Source organism: Kribbibacterium absianum (genome assembly GCF_030067705.1).
GTDB classification, from domain to species: Bacteria; Actinomycetota; Coriobacteriia; order Coriobacteriales; family Atopobiaceae; genus Kribbibacterium; species Kribbibacterium absianum.
The window spans coordinates 211,545-230,491 of the sequence record NZ_JASJEX010000003.1 but is presented as its reverse complement, the minus strand read 5'-3'; the positions used below and the strand labels follow the sequence as shown (position 1 = coordinate 230,491).

The following is an 18,947-nucleotide window of genomic DNA, read 5'->3' as shown; positions in this document are numbered from 1 at the left end:
AAGCGTCCACGGGAGGTGAGAGAGCCCGACGAGTAGCGTCAGGTCACGAGCCTCACGCGGAAGGGCCGAGGGTGGTTTCCCGTTCCACCACGTCGTAGGGCACGAGAACCTGGCCGACCGGCTCTTCACCCGCCAGCATCGCCAGCATCGCTCGACCGCACTGCGCGGCTATCTCTGGCACATGACGGTCCACCGACGAGATGGCCGGCGTCACGATTCGCGAGTACACCGAGTCATCGCAACCGATCAGCCTCACGTCCCCGCCCGGCTCGACCCCCAGCTCCAACAGCGCATCGAGACACCCGAGCGCGATGCGGTCGCCCGGCGCCACCAAGCCGTCAACGGAAGAGTTCCGTGCGAAAGCCTCGACCACGGCGGCCTTGGCCTCGTCGCGGCTCGCGCCCTCGATCGGCGATTCCAGTGCGGCCATCGGCTCCAACCCCAGCACGTCAAGCGCGTCCAGATAGCCCAGATACCGCGGGCTCGTCTTCCACCGGCGGCCCCCGGTGCCCACGCCCACGTACGCGATGTGCTCACAGCCGCGCCGCGCCAGCACGGCCGCCTGACTCCGCGTCATCCCCCGCAGGTCGTTGCCCACCACCGCGCACCGCGCCGGCAGGGTCTGGGTCTCGTAGTCGCTCAGCACGCAGGGCAAGTCCCCCACCACAGCCGGCTCCGCACCGCGACTGCCCCCTATGAACACGAGGCCGTCGACGCTCTTTTCCATCAGCGACCGGACACTCGCGGCCGCCCGGTCCTGCCGATTGCCCGTGTTGCAGATGAACGAGGAGTACCCCGCGTCGTTGAGCGTCGCCTCTGCGCCGAGCACCATCGCCGAGAAGAACTCGTTGCTCACATCCGGCGTGAGGATGCCGACCGTGCGAGAACGGTCCTCGCGAAGCACCTTTGCCGCGTAGCTGGCCACATAGCCCTGCTCAGCAGCGACCGATTCCACGAGCTCCTTGGTGGCCTGGGAGAAACGGCCCTTGCCGTTGAGCACGTTGGAGACCGTGGCGGTGCTGACGCCCGCGATGCGGGCGATGTCGTAGATAGAGACGCTGGAGCGTGCCATGAAGGTCCTCCTGAGGGCGAACGAGGTTATGTCTTCATCACTTTAGCAAGACATCCCATCAACCTACGATTAACCGTTTACTTACGAAAACCGACCGTTCAGCTGCTTTTTGGGGATTCTCAAGGTGCCATCAGGCTTCAAGGCCTAGGGTGTGCTTATCCGTTTAAGCACCTCACCCGGAAGGAGAAGCCATGGCAGTCAAGCGCCTTATCAGCGCCCCTGGATCCATCATCGAGGACATGAGCGCCGCCGACCTCAAGCGCTCCATCGCCCTCTCGGAGGGTCGCGTAGTGATGGGCCAGCACCTGCTTTTCGACGGCAAGGGCCTCGTGCGCGGGGTCACCAACACCGAGCTGCTCTTCGCCTTCGGTGCGGACATGGTGATGCTCAACACCTTCAACTTCGACGACCCGTCCGCCAACCTCGGCCTCCAGGGCCTCACGGTGCGCGAGCTCAAGAAGCTCTGCCGGCGCCCCACCGGTGTGTACCTGGGCTGCCCGCACGAGGGCGTCGACGTGGACGACGAGCTCTACTCCGTGGGCGGCATGACGGCCACGCGCGATCACGTCGCGCAGGCCGTCGAGATGGGCGCGGACTTCTTGGTCCTGGGAGGCAACCCCGGCGCCGGCACCCGCCTCGAGGACGTCATCCGCACGACGCGCGAGGTCAAGGACACGTACGGCGACGACGTGCTGCTCTTCGCGGGCAAGTGGGAGGACGGCGCGGACGAGCGGGTCCTCGGCGACCCGCTCGCCGATTACGACCCCAAGCAGGTCATCGGCCGCCTCATCGACGCCGGCGCGGATGTCATCGACCTCCCCTGCCCCGGCTCCCGCGCCGGCGTCACGACGGAGGACGTCCGCGACCTCGTGACCTTTGCGCACACCTACAAGCCGGGCACGCTCGCGATGTGCTTCCTCAACAGCTCCGTCGAGGGCGCGGACCCGGACACCGTGCGCCTCATCGCCCTCCAGATGAAGGAGACCGGCGCGGACATCCACGCCATCGGCGACGGCGGGTTCGCCGGCTGCTCGAGCCCCGAGAACGTGCACCAGCTGTCCGTGTCGCTCAAAGGGCGCCCCTACACCTATTGGCGCATGGCGAGCACCAATCGCTGACAACCGATTGATTAACCGATTACTCTCATGAAGGGACCGATCATGGCAACTCCGCTCCTCCTCCCCTCGATGATGTGCGCCGACTTCGGCCATCTGGCCGAGGAAGTGGCGGCACTCGAGGCCGCCGGCGTCGACGGCTTCCACCTGGACGTCATGGACGGCGCGTTCGTGCCCAACTACGCGCTCGGCCTTGGCGACGTCGCGTTCATCTGCGAGGCGGCCAGCGTGCCCTGCGACGTGCATCTGATGATCGAGCGCGCGGCCGACCACGTGCAGCTCTTCGCGGACGCGGGCGCCCAGATCATCTACGTCCACTCCGAGAGCGACCCGCACATCGCCCGCACGCTCCTCAAGATTCGCGAGTCCGGAGCCGAGCCGGGCCTGGCAATCAATCCCGGCACCTCCCTCGACACCGTCCGCACCCTGCTCCCCCTCGTGGACCACGTGCTCGTGATGACCGTGAACCCGGGCTTCGCCGGCCAGCCCTACCTGGACTTCGTCGACGAGAAGCTCGAGCGCCTGATCGCGCTCGGCGCCGAGATGGGCTTCTCGGTGGTGGTCGACGGCGCCTGCTCCCCCGAGCGTATCGCGACGCTCGGGAGCCGCGGCGCCGACGGCTTCGTGCTCGGCACGAGCGCGCTCTTTGGCAAGGACCGGCCCTACGACGAGCTGGTGAGGGGGCTGAGGGCCGCCTGGCTCGGGACCTGGCACCCCACTCCGTCTGTATCAGAATGGCTTCAGTAAGAATGAGAGGACACCCCATGGCATCGACCTCCGGAACCACCCCGGGCGCCCAGATCCTCGAGCTCGTGGGCGGGCAGACCAACGTCCAAAGCGTCGCGCACTGTGCCACGCGCCTCCGTTTCCGGCTCTCCGACGAGGGCAGGGCGGACACCAAGGCCATCGAGGCCCTGCCCGACGTGATCAGCGTCGTGCAGCAGGGCGGCCAGTACCAAGTGGTCATCGGCCCGGCCGTCGGCACCGTCTACGACCAAGTGCTCGCCTGTGGCAACGTCGGAACCGCTGCGGCCGCCCCTCCTACCGACGTCCCAGCCGAGAAGAAGAGCCTCCTCAACCTGGCCCTCGACACGATCACGGCCATCTTCACCCCGCTTCTCTCACTCATGGCCGGCGCCGGCCTGCTCCGCGGCTGCGTGCTGCTCTTCGCGAACCTCGGGCTGCTCGACACCGCCGGCTCCACGTACCTGATCCTCGATTGCGCGTCCCAGTCCGTCTTCAACTTCCTGCCGTTGCTCCTCGCCTGGACGGCCGCCAAGCGCTTCGACTGCAGCCCGTTCGTGGCCGTCTGCATCATGGCGTCGCTCCTGATGCCAAGCTTCACCACCCTCGTGGACGAGATGGGCACCGGCGCGGTCGCGAGCTTCTTCGGCCTCCCGGTGATGCTGCAGAGCTACGCGTCCACCGTCTTTCCGGCCCTCATCGCCGTGTGGGTCTTCTCCAAGCTGGAGAAGTGGCTCAAGCGCGTGGTTCCGGAGATGCTGCAGCTGGCCATCGTGCCGCTCGTGTCGCTTCTCGTGATGGTGCCGCTGACCGCCGCCGTGTTCGGTCCCATCGGCGTGTACCTGGGCAACGGCATCGGAGCCGCCATTGATGCCCTCATGGCCTTCAGCCCCTGGCTCTGCGGCGCCGTCGTCGGCGGCTTCTGGAACGTCTTCGTGCTCCTCGGCGTGCACTGGGGCGTCGTGCCCATCATGATCCAGCAGGTCTCCGCGTCCGGCTCCTCCATCGTCGTCGCCATGGCCGCCACCGCCAACTTCGCGGTCTCCGGCGTCGCGCTGGCCGTGTTCCTCCGCAGCCGCAAAGACAAGGAGGTCCACCAGTTCTCGCTGTCCGCCGTCGTGACCGCGCTCGTCGCCGGCGTTACCGAGCCCGCCGTCTACGGCATCCTGCTCCGCTTCAAGAAGTGCTTCGTCGCGTCGATCATCGGTGGCGCGGTGGGCGGCGCCATCGTGGCGGCCTTCAACGCCGTGGCCTACGCCAGCACGTTCGGCTCGCTGCTCAACCTCCCCGCGTTCGTCGGGCCGAACTTCGTGTGGTTCCTCGTCGGCATCGCCGCCGCGCTGGTCGTGGCCTGCGCCATCGTGCTGGTGACCGGCTACCAGAACTCCGAGGAGGAGCCCGCCGAGCAGTCCGGTTCCGTGTCCCTCCCCGTCTCCGGCGACGTCCAACCGCTGTCCACTTGCTCCGACAACGTGTTCGCGAGCGGCGCCATGGGCACCGGCTGCCTGGTGACCCCGAGCGAGGGCAAGCTCTACGCGCCCTTTGACGGCGAGGTGACGATGCTCTTCGAGACCGGCCACGCCGTGGGCCTGACCGCGAACGACGGCACCGAGGTGCTCGTGCACATCGGCATCGACACCGTGCAGCTCGAGGGCAAGCCGTTCTCGGCGCACGTCAAGCAGGGCGACCGGGTGAGCGCCGGGCAGCTGCTGATGGACATCGACCTCGCGCAGATCCAAGCATCCGGCCGCTCCATCGAGACGCCGATCCTGGTCACCAACGCCAACGGCCGCGAGGTGCGCCTGGCGACCACCGGCCAGCACAAGCACGGCGACGCGGTGCTCGAACTCGCGGAGCCCGAGGCAGAGCCCAGCCTGGGCGCCGCCGTCCCCGCCTAGAACCTGCAAAAGGGGACGGAGCACTTTTACAGGTCGTTGGAACCTTGAAGTGATCCGTGCCCCTCCTAAGCTAAGGAGACCCCCATGAAGATCGCCATCGGCAATGACCACGTGGCCGTTGACTACAAGAACCAGATCAAGCGGTACCTGGAGGAGCAGGGCCACGAGCTCACGGACTTCGGCACCTTCACCGAGGAGCGCACCGATTACCCCATCTACGGCGAGGCCGTCGCCAACGCCGTCGTGTCCGGCGAGGCCGACCGTGGAATCCTGATCTGCGGCACCGGCGTGGGCATCGGCATCGCGGCCAACAAGGTCAATGGGGTCCGCTGCGTCACCTGCTCGGAGCCCTACTCGGCGCGGCTCTCCCGTGAGCACAACGACACCAACGTGCTGTCGTTCGGCGCCCGCGTGGTGGGCATCGAGCTGGCCAAGATGATCGTGGACGAATGGCTGGCCGGCGAGTACCAGGGCGACCGCCACGCCCGCCGGGTGCAGATGCTGACGGACATCGAGGCGCGACAGTAGCCGCAAGACAGACGGCGGCCAATGAGACAAGACCCGACGGGTAGCGTCTCATTGGCCGTCTTCGAAACGGCTACAGGATGCAGACCACGGCCGTGCGCGGGGCGACGATGATGTCGCCCTCCTGGACCGCGAGCCCCTCCCCTACCGAGAACAGCACCTCGCCCGGCTCAAGGTCGCTCGCGAAGGACTGCTCCCGCTCGTCCGGGTTGATGGCCACCAGCACACGCTCGCCGGCCGCCTCGCGCACGTAGGCCAGCACCCCGTGGCCCGCTCCGTCGGCCAGGAACTCCACCGGCGCGTCGTTGCCCAGCGCGGGATGCGCCGCGCGCAGCTCCAACAATGCGCGCACCGTGTGCCACAGCGAGCCCTCGTCGGCCATCTGCGCCGCCACCGTCGGCCGATCCTCTGCCGGGTCGACCCCCAGGTACAGTGCCGCCGGGGGCGCCGCGCTGAAGCCGCAGTTGGGCGTCGAGTCCCACTGCATCGGCGTGCGCGCCCCGGTGCGCCAGTAGCTGCCCTCCTTGGACGGACGGCCGCCGATGTGGCGCATGCCGATCTCGTCGCCGCAATAGATGAACGGCGCCCCCGGCATCGTCAGCTGGAACGCGAAGCAGAGTCGCTCCGCACGGTCGTCCAGGCGCAGGGACAGCCGGTCGCAGTCGTGATTGCCGCTGATGAGGCACATGAGCCCCTGGCCGGCGGTCTTCTCGGCATAGGCCCGGTACGCGGCCACGAACCGCGAGGCGTCGCCGGCCGGATCGGCCGAGAAGTACGGGGCCTCGCAGCGAACCAGGTCGTTGTAGTGGGACGTGCCGAACTGCAGCAGGAAGTCCATGTGGAACCCACCCGGCAGCGAGTAGTCCGGCTCGCCCCACTCGCTCACGATGGCGGCCTCGGGGAACTCCTCGTCGAGGAACGCGCGGACCTGCCGCCACACGCGCATCGTGCCCGCGTACTCGGGATCGTTCTTGACGAGCGAGTTCGCCATGTCGCAGCGGAAGCCGTCCGCGCCGAGGCCCAGCCAGAACCGCATGACCTCGATCATGGCCCGCACCGTGGCCTGGGGGCCGGGCGCGTCCGTGGGCTGCTGCCAAGGCTTCTCGGGGTCCGGGTTCTCGAATCCGTAGTTGAGTGCCGGCTGGTGCGAGAAGAAGTTCACCGCGCAGCAGCCGTCCCGTTCGGACATGCCACGGATGCACCCCATGCCGTCGGGGATGTCGAAGACGTGCTCGGTCCAAATGTAGCGGTCCCAGAACTCGTTGGGCTCCGCGCAGCAGGAGGCCTTGAACCACGGGTGCTCGACGGACGTGTGACCCGGCACGAGGTCGAGCAGCACGTGCATGCCGCGGGCGTGGGCCTCGTCGAAGAGGTCCTTGAGGTCCTGGTTGGTGCCGTAGCGCGGCGCCACCGTGCAAAAGTCCTCGACGTCGTAGCCGGCGTCCAGGAACGGCGAGACGAAGCACGGGTTGAGCCAGAGCGCGTTGCAGCCCAGCTCCCGCACGTAGTCGAGCTTCTCGATGATGCCGCGCAGGTCGCCGACGCCGTCCGCATCGGTGTCGAGGAACGTCTGGGGGTAGACCTCGTAGAACCGCGCGTCGCTCAGCCAGCTGGGCATGCTCGTCCCTTCACCCGTTGTCGATCCTGACGGCGCGCGTCAGGCCCGCGTCAGGTTTCTCTGTTGATATATGTCCGTCCGTTTCTGAAAAGCCCTTGATTCCTCCGAGACTATACCGCAGACCCGGCGCAGCTCCCCATCGGCGGACCGGCCGGCCGGATGTCCCTCCGAGACGGGTAGGCTGCGGGAAACCCCGCACGCCAAGGAGCTGACCCGCATGAACACCATCACCGTCGTTGGAAGCATCAACCTGGACCGCACGATCCGCGTGCACCGCATGCCGGCTCCCGGCGAGACGGTCCACGCGAGCGGGGTCTTCTCCGCAGGCGGCGGCAAGGGCGCGAACCAGGCCGTGGCCGCGAGGCGCTCGGGTGCGGCAGTGAACTTCATCGGGGCCGTGGGCTGGGACTCCGCCGGCGAGCACATGCGCGACCTGCTCGAGCGCGAGGGGATCGACACCGCCGGCGTGCTCACGCTCGAGGACCAGAACACCGGGCAGGCCTACATCGTGGTGGACGACGGCGGCGAGAACTCGATCATGATCCACGGTGGCGCCAATCAGGCCATCCCGGCGGAGCAACCGCACGTCTGTGCCAACGCCATCACAGCCAGCGACTTCGTGATCGCCCAGCTCGAGACCAACATCCAGCCGGTGGTCGAGGCCTTCACGCTTGCCCGTCGCTCTGGCGCCACCACGATCCTCAATCCGGCCCCGGCGCTCGAGCGCGTGCCGGACGAGCTGTTGGCCGTGACGGACGTCATCGTCCCCAACGAGACGGAAGCGCAGGTCATCACCGGCATCGACGTCGTGGACGACGAGAGCCTCGCACGGGCCGCAGGGAGGCTCCATGAGCTGGGCGTGCAGGGGGCCATCATCACCCTCGGGCATCGCGGGGCCTACTACCACAGGGATGACGGTGAGTCGGGTCTCGTCCCGGCGTTCCCGGTCGAGGCGGTCGACACGACAGCGGCCGGCGACACGTTCATCGGCGCCATGGCGAGCAGACTGCGCCCCGACCTGTCGAACCTGGCCGAGGCGATCCGCTATGGCAACAAGGCGTCGTCGCTCACGGTCCAGCGCTACGGCGCGCAACCGTCCATCCCGCGTGCTGCCGAGATCGAGTAACGGCGCGGAGGGGCGCCCAGGCGTGGACAAACGGCTCTCTCCGAAGCGTCCGATCCCGGACAAACGGCTCTCTCCGAAGCGTCCAGGGGGCGGGTTTTGGCACACTAGGACTCCCCTGCACCAGAACCCGGAGGCCCCATGAACCCGGTACGGATCATCGGCGAGGTCGTGTCACGCAACGCGGACGAGCACCCCGAGCGCTCGCGTCGCTGGCTCGAGACCGCCTACGGCGCGGTCGCGTTGAAGGGCCGGCTGCGGGTCGGATCGGACGTCCCGGCCCTGGTGGACCGGCACAACGGCGCGATCGCGTCCACCATCGTCTCGGCGCTCAAGCATCCCGAGCGCGCGTGCATGGTGAACATCTACCAGCCCTGCGAGATGCTCCACGCGCTCGGCATCACCCCGATGTTCCCGGAGGGCATCTCGGTCTACGTGGCCTGCACCCAGTGCGCCGAGGTGTTCTGTGACCATGCCGAGCAGTGCGGCGTGCCCGAGAGCTTCTGCAGCTACCACAAGCTCATGCTCGGCATGGCAGACACGCAGGTGCTCCCGGTGCCTCCCGTCGTGGCGCACACGACGCTGGCCTGCGACGCGAACCAGGTGTCGTTCCGGCGCTTGGCCGAGCGTGGCGGTGCCCAGCGGCTCGTTCTGGACGTGCCGGCGCGAACCGACGAGGAGACCGTTGCCTACGTCGCCGGGCAGCTGCGCGAGCAGGCCCGGGCGCTTGCGGTCACCTACCACCGCGAGCTCGACCCCCAGCGGCTCCGCGACGTGTGCGCGACCTCGCTGCGCACCCTGAGAACGCAGTCCGCGTTCCTCAAGCGGCGCGCCCGGGCCAGCCTGCCCATGGACCTCACGGCCGAGCTCTGCTCGATGATCACGACCCACTGTCTCCTGGGCACACCGGAGGGGCTCGCGTTCGCCCAGGGCCTCCTGGAGGCGGCGACCCACTCCCCACTGCCGGCCGTCAATCACCGACCCCGCATCTACTGGCACCACACGCTGCCCAACTGGCAGGCCTCGATGACGAGGGTCTTCTCGGAGCAGGCCGAGGTGGTGGGCAACGAGATGGCCAACGACTCCGTCGGCGTCATCGGCGAGCTGAACCCCGACGACCCGTTCGACTTCATGGCCCGGTGCCTCGTCAAATGCACGGGCAACGGCCCCGCGCTCCGACGCGCCGAGGCCTCCGCCGAGCAGGCGGTCACGTCCGGTGCGGACGGCGGGGTGCTCTTCGCCCACTGGGGCTGCAAGCAGACGTCGGGCCAGTCGCGGCTCGTGGCCGAGGCCTACGCCAAGCGCGGGCTGCCGTTGCTCGTCCTCGACGGCGACGGCTGCGACCCTCGCAACGCCTCGGACGGCCAGATGGTCACACGTGCCCAGGCGTTCCTCGAGCGCCTGGCCTGAGCGCAGCGCGGCAGCGTCTCCCGAGAGCGGCCAGGTTCGGACGCCCCGGTGATACGCCGGTACACCGCCAGGAGCGATAGGGGTCGGTTTTAACCCGCTCTTACTCTAAGCTGGTCTTGCATCCACCTACGTCAATGAAGGGGGCAGTCCCATGGCACGCAAGCGGATCATCGACCGTGACATGGCCGTCACAGCGGCCATCGAGATGGCCGACACGGAAGGCATCCTGGCCCTTTCGCTCCGAGCCCTCGGGGAACGCCTCGGCGTCACGCAGGCGGCGTTCTACCGTCATCTGAGGGACAAGGACGCGCTCATCGACGCCATGTGCGACGCCGTCTGGGAAGAGGTCTCCGAGACGGCCCGCCGGGAGGTGGCCGAGCACCCGGCCCCGGACTGGCGCTCCTACGCGCACATGGTGGCGCTCAGCCTGTGGGACACCCTGCAGCGGCACCCGGGCATGGTGAGCGCGATGGCCACGCGGCTCTTCTCCACCCCACGGCAGTACCAGCTCATGGCCGAGTCCATGAGCTGGCCCGGCGTCCCGACCCCCATCACGCAGGACGCGCTCGACCTGCTCGCCGCGGAGTTCGCCTACACCCTTGGCTGCGCCGCAGCCGTGCTCACGTTCGAGGCCGACGGCCGCGAGCGGCTGCTCTCGATGGACCGGGCCCTCGCCGAGATGGTCGAGTCCCCGCAACTGGCGGAGACCTTCTCGTCCTGGGCCCACGAGCGCGGGCCCGGCAACGGGTTCCAACTGTCCCGCGGCCTTCAGACCCTGAGCGAGTCATGGCCGTTCGAAAATGACGACCATTGCGAGTGAAACCTCCCCTCGCTGCGCCGTCGGCAAGTTGTCCCTGCTAGATGGGCAACTTTTTACATGGAGTCCCCGGCTCACCGCGTCGCCTCCGAGGCGCCCGCGTAGAATCGCACCCGACTATGGCTCGAGGCGCTGAGCCCCGACCCGTTCCCTGCCGTCCCATCAGAGGGAGAAGCGATGCGCATCCTGTTCTACGACACCATGGACTACGACAAGAAGTCGTTCGAGGAAGAGCTCAAGGACTTCACGGACATGGAGATCGAGTTCATCGAGGCCGACCTCAACCCCATCACGGCGACCCTGGCCAAGGGCTTCGACGCCGTCTGCGGCTTCGTGAACTCGGACATCCACGCGATGACCCTCGAGATCCTCGCGGGCTTCGACATCAAGCTCGTCCTCATGCGCTGCGCCGGCTTCGACGCGGTGAACGTGGACGTGGCCAAGGAGCTCGGCATCAGCGTGCTGCGCGTCCCGGGCTACTCCCCCGAGGCCATCGCCGAGCACGCCATGGGCCTCGCCCTCGCCGCCGACCGCCACATCGTCAAGGGCTACAACCGCGTGCGCGAGAACGACTACGCGCTCTCCGGCCTGCTCGGGACCACGCTGTACGGCAAGACGGCCGGCATCGTGGGCACCGGCAAGATCGGCGCCGCGATGTGCAACGTCGTCCGCGGCTTCGGCATGAAGGTCCTCGGCTACGACGTGTACGAGAACCCGGCGCTCAAGGACTTCGTGGAGTACGTCGACCTCGACACGCTGCTCGAGCAGTCCGACCTCATCTCGCTCCACTGCCCGCTCTTCGAGAGCAACTACCACATGATCGACGCGGCGGCCATCGAGAAGATGAAGCCCGGCGTGATCTTCGTGAACACCGCCCGCGGCGGCCTCGTCGACACGCAGGCCCTCATCGACGGCATCCGCACCCAGAAGATCGGCGCCTGCGGCCTCGACGTGTACGAGGAGGAGGGCCCCAACGTCTTCAAGAACCGCTCCAGTGCGGTCTTTGAGAGCGTCGTCTCCACGCTGTGCTCGTTCCCGAACACCGTGGTGACCTCGCACCAGGCCTTCTTCACCAAGCAGGCGTTGGCGGCCATCGCGCGGACCACGCTCTCCAACGGGCGGGCCTTCGCCAACGGCGAGCTTGACACGCTGCCCAAGCCCAACATCGTCTGCTAACCGGATGTTTCGGCCGGCCTCGTGAATTCGGGGCCGGCTTTTGTGTGGGCGTCCGTTATGGGAATGTAGGTACCGAGCGGACACGGATTCAAAAGAAAGGAACTTCATGCAGCCAACCAAGAGGACGAAGATCGTCTGCACGATGGGCCCCTCGACCGAGGACGAGAACGTCCTGCGCGAGCTGATCAAGGCCGGCATGAACGTCGCCCGTTTCAACTTCTCGCACGGCAGCCATGAGTACCACAAGGCCGGCATCGAGCGCGTGCGCCGCGTGTCCGACGAGCTGGGCGCCAACGTCGCCATCATGCTCGACACCAAGGGCCCCGAGATCCGCACCGGCCTGCTCGAGGGCGGCCAGAAGGTGACCCTCAAGACCGGCGACCACGTGGTCGTCACCACCGACGACGACGTCATCGGCACTGCCGAGCGCTTCTCGCTCGACTACAAGGCGCTGCCGGAGGAGGTCACCAAGGGCTCCGTGATCCTGATCGACGACGGCCTCATCGGCCTCGAGGTGGACCACGTCGAGGGCACCGACATCTACTGCGTCGTCACCAACGGCGGCGAGCTGGGCGAGCACAAGGGCGTCAACGTCCCGAACGTCGCCATCGGCCTCCCGGCCGTGACCGAGCAGGACAAGAAGGACATCGCCTTCGGCTGCGAGATGGGCATCGACGCCATCGCCGCGTCCTTCATCCGTGACGCCGAGGGCGTGCGCCAGATCCGCCAGCTCTGCGCCGACCACGGCTGCCCGCGCGTGTCCGTGTACCCGAAGATCGAGTGCGCGCTCGGCGTGGACAACATCGACGAGATCATCGACGCCGCCTCCGGCATCATGGTGGCCCGCGGCGACCTCGGCGTGGAGATCCCGCCCGAGAAGGTCCCGCACATCCAGAAGGCGATCATCCGGAAGTGCAACGAGGCCTACAAGCCGGCCATCACCGCGACGCAGATGCTCGACTCCATGATCCGCAACCCGCGCCCGACCCGCGCCGAGGTGGCCGACGTCGCGAACGCCGTGCTCGACGGCACCGACTGCGTGATGCTCTCCGGCGAGACCGCGGCCGGCAAGTACCCGGTCAAGGCCGTTGAGATGATGGCCTCCATCTGCGAGGAGACCGAGCACTTCCTCGAGGAGCGTCACCGCTACTTCGACCGCGGCGGCGTGCGCAACGTGAACGGCGCCATCGGCTTCGCGTCCGTGACCACCGCCGACCGTTGCGGCGCCATCTGCATCCTCGCCCCGACGGCCACCGGCCGCACCGCCCGTATCGTGTCCAACTTCCGTCCGAAGCTCCCGGTGTACGCCGTGAGCCCGAGCGAGATCACGATCCGCAAGTGCTCCTTCTACTGGGGCGTCCAGGCGTTCAAGTCCACCACGCAGGGCACGCTCTCCGCGACCATCTACGACGCGCTCAACGTGGCCAAGAAGAACGGCGTCGTGGACACCGGCGACCTCGCCGTCGTGACGGCCGGCGACCCGCAGACCTCGCCGAGCCAGGGCGACTACATCACGAGCACCAACATGATGATGGTGGCGCAGGTCTCCTAACCTCGCGCGCGCAGACATCGGCACGAAGGCGAGCGGCCGTCCCACAGGGGCGGCCGCTTTCTTGTCTCGCGCGGTTGCCTCGCGTCCTACATCAGGGCCAGCCCAAAGCCCGCGGCACGAAAAACGGCCCCGGCCGTCGCGAAGACAGCCGGGGCCGGTACGTGCGGGGACGAGAGGCGTTTACAGCTGGCTGTAGTACGGCAGCATCGTGACATCGCCCTCGAGGGCCTTTTTCTGGTCCTCGTCCAGGTACTTCTTGTTGATCGCGGCCTCCCAGAGGAACATCGAGAACCAGTCGTCGTCGGCCAGGAAATAGCCGTCGTGGCCGGTGGGCTTGCCGTTGTTCTTGGTGCCCCAGCTGTTCTCGATCTTCCAGCGAACCGGCTTGCCCTCGACGATGTCCACGCCGGCGATCATCATCGCGTGGTCCATCGCGTTCTGGAGGTACAGGAACTGCTCGGTCTTGTCCTGGGTCCAGGTGATGCCGAAGAGCTGCTCGAAGTCGTAGAGCTTCTCGGACAGGACGCCGGACACGAAGTTGGAGTCGGGCACGACGTTACAGGCGAACCAGACCGGCTCGCCGCCCTTGAGCTGGTCGATGATGAGTCCCTTCAGGGCGTCGATGTCCACGTTGAGGTAGCGGATCTGCCGGCCGCCGATCATCTGCTCGGCCAGCTCGAGCCCGTAGACCTGGTTGTAGGGCGTGTCGTCGGTGGGGCAGTTCACGACGCTCACGTAGTCGGCGAGGTTCACCGAGGGGCTCAGGTACTTCTTGTAGAACTCTTGCGGCGTAAGGCCTGCGTCCCGGTGGTAGTTCTTCTTGGCGTCGCGGTACTCGAAGTCCACCTTTGTGGGCGGTTCGCCGAACGAGATGCACAGCATGCGGTACACCTCGCTCATCATCTCGGCGCGGCGGTCGTCCAGGGCCTTGGGGCCCTTGCCGTCGTTGGCCATCGTGCGCAGCTCGAGGGCGTCCTGGCGCAGCAGGCGGTTCAGTGCGGCGTTGACCTCGGCCGTGTTCTTGGCCGGCTCCGTGAAGGGCATGGACTCCAGGGGCACGACGCCGTACTTGTCGACGAGCGCGCAGAACGGGTCCCAGTCCCCGCCGTCCTGCTGCGGGTTCTGGAGCAGCCAGGCGATGCGGCGGTCGTCCATCGGGTCGCCCGCGTACTCGACCATGCGCTCGAGGAACGCGTTCGACTTCTCGAGCTTGTCCCAGAACGCGATCCACAGCTGCGACAGCTGGAAGCTGCCGTGCTTGAGGTCGAGGTTCTTCTCCATGTGCCAGCGCAGGAAGTTGTTGCCGGCGAAGTCCCAGCAGAAGCCGGCCTGGAGCTGGTTGGCGACGGCCTCGTCGTCCACGTCGATGGAGAAGGCCGGCTGCAGGTTCTGGGAGTTGTAGCCCTCGCTCTGGGCGGCGGCCTTGATGCCGTTGTTCTTGACGGCGTTCTCAGAGATGTGCTGGGCCGCAGCGTCCCGGTACTGCTCGGAGTACGTCGCAAGCATCTGCTTGGTGAGTTCCATGGTTGTCCTTTCGCGCGTTTCCCGGCTCCGCCGAGAAACGCAGGTGGTCTCGAAGTCCGTCCCCAGCGCCGGTTGAGGCTGGCGGGATTAAGGGTGGAGCGACCTATTACTTGGTGCGGAACCCTTGGATCCCTCCAGCCCGCATCAAGCGATGGCTACTCAGCCAGCGGCACCGGATTGAACGCGTTCCAGTACGGGAGCACCTTGGCCTCGCCAGCGGCGATCTTCTTCTGCTCGTCGCTCAGGTACTTATCGGAGATGGCCACCTCGAACACGTACTGGTCGAACCAGGGGTCGTCCGCGATGAAGTACCCGTTGTGGCCCACGGGCTTGCCATCGGCGGTGGCGCCCCAGCTGTTCTCGATCTTCCAGCGCACCGGCTTGTCGTCCACGAGGTCCACGCCGGCGATCATCATCGCGTGGGTCGGCAGCGACTGCAGGGTCTCGAAGCGCTCAGCCTTGTCCATGGTCCACGTGATGTTGAAGAGCGTCTCGAGGTCGTAGAGCTTCTCGGAGAGAATGCCCTTCTGGAAGTCGGCGTCCTGGGTCACGTCGCAGCCAAACCACACCGGCTGACCACCCTTGAGCTGGGCGATGACGAGGGCCTTGAGGTCGTCCATCGAGAGGTTGAGGTAGCTGATGGGGTTGTGGCCGCCCTGCACCTCGTGGGTCATATCGATGGTGTAGTGCTCGTCGAAGGGCACGGTGGGCAGGTTCATGACCGCCTGGAACCGCTTGAGGTCGATGTCGCCCAGGTATTTCTTGTAGAACTCGAGCGGCGTGAGCCCGAGGTCCGCGTGGTACTTCTTCTTGCTGTCGGTGTACTCGAAGTCCACATGCTGGGGCGGCTCGCCAAAGCACACGGCCAGCACGCGGTAGACCTCGGAGAGCATCTGGGAGCGCAGGTCGTCGATGGCCTTCCCCTCCTTGCCAGAGGCGACGGCGTCACGAAGCTGCTGGGCGTCCTGGCGCAGCAGCTTGTTGAGCACGGCGTTGAGCTCGGCGGTGTTCTTGGAGGGCGCGGTGTCCGGCATCGAGCTCTGGGGCACGACGCCGTACTTCTCGACCAGGGCGCAGAACGGGTCCCAGTCGCCGCCGTCCTGCTGCGGCTGGGCCAGCAGGAAGTCGATGCGACGGTCGTCGAGGCCGTCGCCGGCGTACTTCACGATCTGCTCCATGAAGAAGTTCGACTTCTCGAGCTTGTCGTAGAAGATCGTGTAGACCTGCGAGAGCTGGAAGGAGCCGTGGGGCAGGTCGAGCTTCTTCTCCATGTGCCAGCGCAGGAAGTTAAGGCCGCTGAAGTCCCAGCAGAAGCCGGCCTGGCGCTGGTTGGCGACGGCCTCGGAGTCGACGTCCACGGAGAAGACCGGCGCGTTGTCGGTCACGGCGCAGGTCTCGCGCTCGGCGGCGGCGTGGATGCCGTTGTTCTTGACGGCGTTCTCGGCGATGACGGCCGCGGCGCCCTGTTTCTTGTAGTCCTCGGCGAACCGGCCGAGGAGTTCCTTGGTGAGTTCCATGGTGAACCTTTCTGTGTCGTGCAGAGCGTCCCCGTGGACGCTCGGGAGAGAGCCGTTTGTCCACGCCTGGACGCTTGGGAGAGAGCCGTTTGTCCACGCTGTCGCGGGCTGGAGCGTGGACAAATGGCTTTGACCGAAGCGTCCAGGCGCGGACGATGCGCTCTTAGGGCAGCGGGTTGAAGCCGTTCCAGTACGGCCACACCTTGGCCTCGCCCTCGTCATAGAGCTTCTGGAGGTCTTCGGGCAGCCGCTTGCGGTCGATGGCGACCTCGTACACGTAGTTGTCGAACCACGCGTCGCTGGCGATGAAGTAGCCCTTGTGGCCGGTCGGCTTGCCGCCGTTCTCCGTGCCCCAGGAGTTCTCGATCTTCCACCGCACCGGCTTGTCGTCCACAAGGTCCACACCGGCGATCATCATCGCGTGGGTCGGGATCGACTGGCCCATGTCAAAGCGCTGCGCCTTGTCCATGGTCCACTTCACGTCGAAGAGCTGCTCGGTGTCGTACAGATCGAGGTCGAGGATGCCCTTCTGGAAGTCGGCGTCCTGGGTCACATCGGACGCGAACCACACCGGCTCGCCGGCCTTGAGCTGGTCGAGCACAAAGCCCTTGAGCTGCGCCATCTCCACATTGAGGTAGCGCAGGTGACGCGCGCCGCCCTGCATCTCGTGGGCCATGTCGATGGTGTAGACGTTGTTGTACGGGAAGCGCTCGCCCGGCAGGTTGATGACGCCCACATAGTCCGGCAGGTTCACGGCGCCCAGGTACTTCTTGTAGAACTCGAGCGGCGTGAGGCCGAGGTCCGCATGGTACTGCTTCTTGCTGTCGCGGTACTCGAAGTCGACCCTCTCGGGCGGCTCGCCGAAGGCCACGCACATCACGCGATAGACCTCGTTGAGCATGTCCTTGCGCATGTCGTCGAGCGCACGCTGTTCCTTGCCAGAGGCGACGGCGTCGCGGAGCGCCAGGGCGTCCTCACGAAGCAGGCGGTCGAGGACCGCGTTGAGCTCGGCGGTGTTCTTGGAGGGCGCAGTGTCGGGGTACGCGTCATACGGCACGACGCCGTACTTCTCAACGAGCGCGACGAACGGGTCGAAGTCGCCGCCGTCCTGCTGCGGCTGGGCCAGCAGGAAGTCGACGCGACGGTCGTCGAGGCCGTCGCCGGCGTACTTGATGATCGACTCCATGAAGAAGTTGGCCTTCTCCAGCTTGTCGTAGAAGATCGTGTGGGCCTGGGACAGCTGGAACGTGCCGTGGGGCAGGTCGAGGTTCTTCTCGATGTGCCAGCGCAGGAAGTTCAGGCCGGAGTAGTCCCAGCAGAAGCCCGCCTGGCGTTGGTTGGCGACGGCCTCGGAGTCCACGTCGATGGAGAACACCGGTTGGTTCTTGGTCACCGCCACGCTCTCGCGCTCGGCGCTCGCGTGGATGCCGTTGTTCTTCACGGCGTTCTCGGCGATGTGCTGTGCCTTTGCCTCCCGGTAGGACGCCCGCATGCGCTCCAGGTCCTGCTTTGTCAGCTCCATGATCCACCTCACTCGTTGCTCGCGTCCCGGCCTCTGCGTCGTGCGGGACAGGACGACCTCGTCCGGGGCCTTCATCGAATTCCCTCGACCGGTGCTATTCCCGAGAAAAAACGAGGGACTTCGATTTAACGGAATCAGGTGGAGAGGCACATCCAAGCGCCATACCTGAAGGCACTTCAGAAGTTTCGCTACCGAGCGGCGGCGACGGTTGAGAATGCGATGGAGCCGAGGGCGCCCGGAAAGCCGCACCGCCGGTGACACCGGGTCGACGCCGGACACAAAAATGGAGCCCAGGCGCCAGCGGAGAGAAAGCAGAGAGAAAGACGCGCTGGCGTCCGGGCTCCGGCGGAGGCGGTGTTGGAGGTCCAGGGGCGTCGGGGGAACGCCCGCAGGAATCACCGTCTTCGTGCTCGGGATTCTTCTTCCCCGAGAATCGCGGCGTCACTCCCCCAATAGGCAACATGGAGCCACGGTCACAAGGTGTCCAAAGCGCTGGAAGCTTCCCAAGCACCGAGCCGGCGGGCGTAGGCCTCCGGTCAGAACGCGAGACGCTGCGTGGTGCTACTGATGACGCAGCGGTTGGCCGGGAGCCACACGCTCCCCCACTCGAACGCGGTGCCGTCGCTGAAGAAGACCGTCTGCTCCAACTCCAGCGCCGGCGCGTGCTCGTCGCAGCGGAGCCACTCCGAGCGCCGCTTGCCGCACACGCGAGCCGAGAAGATGCGCTCGGAGCGTCCGATGGTGCGCCCGCTCGTCCGCGCGACGGCGACGAAGAGCCCCTCGTCGGTGAAGTCCACGTCCTCGAGCCCCGGGCACTGGGACAGCGCCACGTGACTCTCGATGAACATCACCGGCTCGTCGAACACCGAGCGCACGCGCTCCAAGTAGAGGATGGGGGCGCCGCGCTTCACGTGAAGCGCCCAGGCACAGGCCTTGTTGGCCGGCTCCACGCGCTTCTCGACCACCGTGGTGACGAACGGGATGCCCTGTGACCCCATCGACTCCGCGAACGACAAGAGCTTGTTGCCCGACGGCTCGGCCATCACCGGCTGCACCACGTAGGTGCCGCGGCCGCGCTGTTGCACGAGCAGACCCTCGTCCACCAGCGCGCGGATACCCTTCTGCACGGTGCCGCGGGACAGGCCGAGCATCGCCATCAGCTCGTGCTCGGAGGGGATGCGGTCGTCGACGCCCCACTCATGGCTGTAGATCTTCTCGCGCACGTAGTCCGCCACCTGCACGTACAGCAGGCTGGAATCGGACCGCTCGAAATCGGACACTTGGGGCCTCCCCTGTCGTTCCATCCGCGACAGTGTATCCCTTAGGGACGGTGC

Annotated in this window: 15 protein-coding genes; 9 read left to right on the top strand and 6 right to left on the bottom strand. The window is 66.7% G+C overall.

Features of this window, described 5'->3' with window-relative positions; translation table 11 throughout:
- Window positions 1–52: 52 nt before the first annotated feature.
- On the bottom strand, window positions 53–1,072 hold the full coding sequence (locus tag QJ043_RS06765) for a LacI family DNA-binding transcriptional regulator (protein WP_283712896.1): 1,020 nt from the start codon (window positions 1,070–1,072) through the stop codon (window positions 53–55).
- Window positions 1,073–1,263: 191 nt separating this feature from the next.
- Here QJ043_RS06765 and QJ043_RS06760 point away from each other — a divergent pair, with 191 nt between their 5' ends.
- The 4 genes from QJ043_RS06760 (at window position 1,264) to rpiB (ending at window position 5,357) form a co-directional block, all read left to right on the top strand.
- Window positions 1,264–2,190, top strand: coding sequence for a DUF7916 family protein (locus QJ043_RS06760; RefSeq protein WP_283712895.1), 927 nt, complete (start codon window positions 1,264–1,266; stop codon window positions 2,188–2,190).
- A gap of 42 nt (window positions 2,191–2,232) precedes the next feature.
- The gene (locus QJ043_RS06755; protein ID WP_283712894.1) at window positions 2,233–2,934 is read left to right on the top strand and encodes a ribulose-phosphate 3-epimerase; all 702 of its coding nucleotides are present in this window, start codon (window positions 2,233–2,235) and stop codon (window positions 2,932–2,934) included.
- A gap of 17 nt (window positions 2,935–2,951) precedes the next feature.
- Window positions 2,952–4,829: a beta-glucoside-specific PTS transporter subunit IIABC gene (locus QJ043_RS06750; RefSeq protein WP_283712893.1), complete on the top strand. Its 1,878-nt coding sequence runs from the start codon at window positions 2,952–2,954 to the stop codon at window positions 4,827–4,829.
- 84 nt (window positions 4,830–4,913) lie between these two features.
- Window positions 4,914–5,357 carry a ribose 5-phosphate isomerase B gene (gene rpiB / locus QJ043_RS06745; protein WP_283712892.1) on the top strand — a complete coding sequence of 148 codons (444 nt, stop codon included), beginning with the start codon at window positions 4,914–4,916 and terminating at the stop codon, window positions 5,355–5,357.
- A gap of 70 nt (window positions 5,358–5,427) precedes the next feature.
- Here the strand turns inward: rpiB and QJ043_RS06740 are convergent, their stop codons facing one another.
- The gene (locus tag QJ043_RS06740; protein ID WP_283712891.1) at window positions 5,428–6,972 is read right to left on the bottom strand and encodes an alpha-amylase family glycosyl hydrolase; all 1,545 of its coding nucleotides are present in this window, start codon (window positions 6,970–6,972) and stop codon (window positions 5,428–5,430) included.
- Between the two features lie 217 nt (window positions 6,973–7,189).
- On the opposite strand from QJ043_RS06740, the gene rbsK reads away from it, so the two are divergent.
- The 5 genes from rbsK (at window position 7,190) to pyk (ending at window position 13,050) form a co-directional block, all read left to right on the top strand.
- Window positions 7,190–8,098, top strand: a complete 909-nt coding sequence (rbsK, locus tag QJ043_RS06735) for a ribokinase (RefSeq protein ID WP_283712890.1) — start codon at window positions 7,190–7,192, stop codon at window positions 8,096–8,098.
- Between the two features lie 138 nt (window positions 8,099–8,236).
- Window positions 8,237–9,505, top strand: coding sequence for a 2-hydroxyacyl-CoA dehydratase subunit D (locus QJ043_RS06730; protein ID WP_283712889.1), 1,269 nt, complete (start codon window positions 8,237–8,239; stop codon window positions 9,503–9,505).
- Window positions 9,506–9,656: 151 nt separating this feature from the next.
- Entirely contained in the window at window positions 9,657–10,325 is a 669-nt protein-coding gene (locus tag QJ043_RS06725) for a TetR/AcrR family transcriptional regulator (protein WP_283712888.1), read from the top strand.
- 174 nt (window positions 10,326–10,499) lie between these two features.
- Window positions 10,500–11,498: a 2-hydroxyacid dehydrogenase gene (locus tag QJ043_RS06720; RefSeq protein WP_283712887.1), complete on the top strand. Its 999-nt coding sequence runs from the start codon at window positions 10,500–10,502 to the stop codon at window positions 11,496–11,498.
- Between the two features lie 106 nt (window positions 11,499–11,604).
- Window positions 11,605–13,050 (top strand): pyruvate kinase, encoded by a 1,446-nt coding sequence (gene pyk, locus QJ043_RS06715; RefSeq protein ID WP_283712886.1) that lies wholly within the window; start codon window positions 11,605–11,607, stop codon window positions 13,048–13,050.
- 180 nt (window positions 13,051–13,230) lie between these two features.
- Here pyk and QJ043_RS06710 read toward each other — a convergent pair whose 3' ends face one another.
- The 4 genes from QJ043_RS06710 to QJ043_RS06695 form a co-directional block, all read right to left on the bottom strand.
- On the bottom strand, window positions 13,231–14,574 hold the full coding sequence (locus QJ043_RS06710; RefSeq protein WP_283712885.1) for a C1 family peptidase: 1,344 nt from the start codon (window positions 14,572–14,574) through the stop codon (window positions 13,231–13,233).
- 155 nt (window positions 14,575–14,729) lie between these two features.
- Window positions 14,730–16,091 carry a C1 family peptidase gene (locus tag QJ043_RS06705; RefSeq protein WP_283712884.1) on the bottom strand — a complete coding sequence of 454 codons (1,362 nt, stop codon included), beginning with the start codon at window positions 16,089–16,091 and terminating at the stop codon, window positions 14,730–14,732.
- A gap of 163 nt (window positions 16,092–16,254) precedes the next feature.
- A complete protein-coding gene (locus tag QJ043_RS06700; protein ID WP_283712883.1) occupies window positions 16,255–17,688 on the bottom strand; it encodes a C1 family peptidase in 1,434 nt (477 codons plus the stop codon).
- A gap of 461 nt (window positions 17,689–18,149) precedes the next feature.
- Window positions 18,150–18,893, bottom strand: a complete 744-nt coding sequence (locus tag QJ043_RS06695) for a GntR family transcriptional regulator (RefSeq protein ID WP_283712882.1) — start codon at window positions 18,891–18,893, stop codon at window positions 18,150–18,152.
- Window positions 18,894–18,947: the final 54 nt, after the last annotated feature.

Bases quoted from the DNA above. Each gene is read 5' to 3' on its own strand.
- QJ043_RS06710 (WP_283712885.1), bottom strand. From the start codon at position 14,574: ATGGAACTCACCAAGCAGATGCTTGCGACGTACTCCGAGCAGTACCGG.
- QJ043_RS06765 (WP_283712896.1), bottom strand. From the start codon at position 1,072: ATGGCACGCTCCAGCGTCTCTATCTACGACATCGCCCGCATCGCGGGC.
- QJ043_RS06730 (WP_283712889.1), top strand. From the start codon at position 8,237: ATGAACCCGGTACGGATCATCGGCGAGGTCGTGTCACGCAACGCGGAC.
- QJ043_RS06720 (WP_283712887.1), top strand. From the start codon at position 10,500: ATGCGCATCCTGTTCTACGACACCATGGACTACGACAAGAAGTCGTTC.
- QJ043_RS06725 (WP_283712888.1), top strand. From the start codon at position 9,657: ATGGCACGCAAGCGGATCATCGACCGTGACATGGCCGTCACAGCGGCC.
- QJ043_RS06760 (WP_283712895.1), top strand. From the start codon at position 1,264: ATGGCAGTCAAGCGCCTTATCAGCGCCCCTGGATCCATCATCGAGGAC.
- QJ043_RS06750 (WP_283712893.1), top strand. From the start codon at position 2,952: ATGGCATCGACCTCCGGAACCACCCCGGGCGCCCAGATCCTCGAGCTC.
- QJ043_RS06755 (WP_283712894.1), top strand. From the start codon at position 2,233: ATGGCAACTCCGCTCCTCCTCCCCTCGATGATGTGCGCCGACTTCGGC.
- QJ043_RS06700 (WP_283712883.1), bottom strand. From the start codon at position 17,688: ATGAAGGCCCCGGACGAGGTCGTCCTGTCCCGCACGACGCAGAGGCCG.
- QJ043_RS06705 (WP_283712884.1), bottom strand. From the start codon at position 16,091: ATGGAACTCACCAAGGAACTCCTCGGCCGGTTCGCCGAGGACTACAAG.
- rbsK (WP_283712890.1), top strand. From the start codon at position 7,190: ATGAACACCATCACCGTCGTTGGAAGCATCAACCTGGACCGCACGATC.
- rpiB (WP_283712892.1), top strand. From the start codon at position 4,914: ATGAAGATCGCCATCGGCAATGACCACGTGGCCGTTGACTACAAGAAC.
- QJ043_RS06740 (WP_283712891.1), bottom strand. From the start codon at position 6,972: ATGCCCAGCTGGCTGAGCGACGCGCGGTTCTACGAGGTCTACCCCCAG.
- pyk (WP_283712886.1), top strand. From the start codon at position 11,605: ATGCAGCCAACCAAGAGGACGAAGATCGTCTGCACGATGGGCCCCTCG.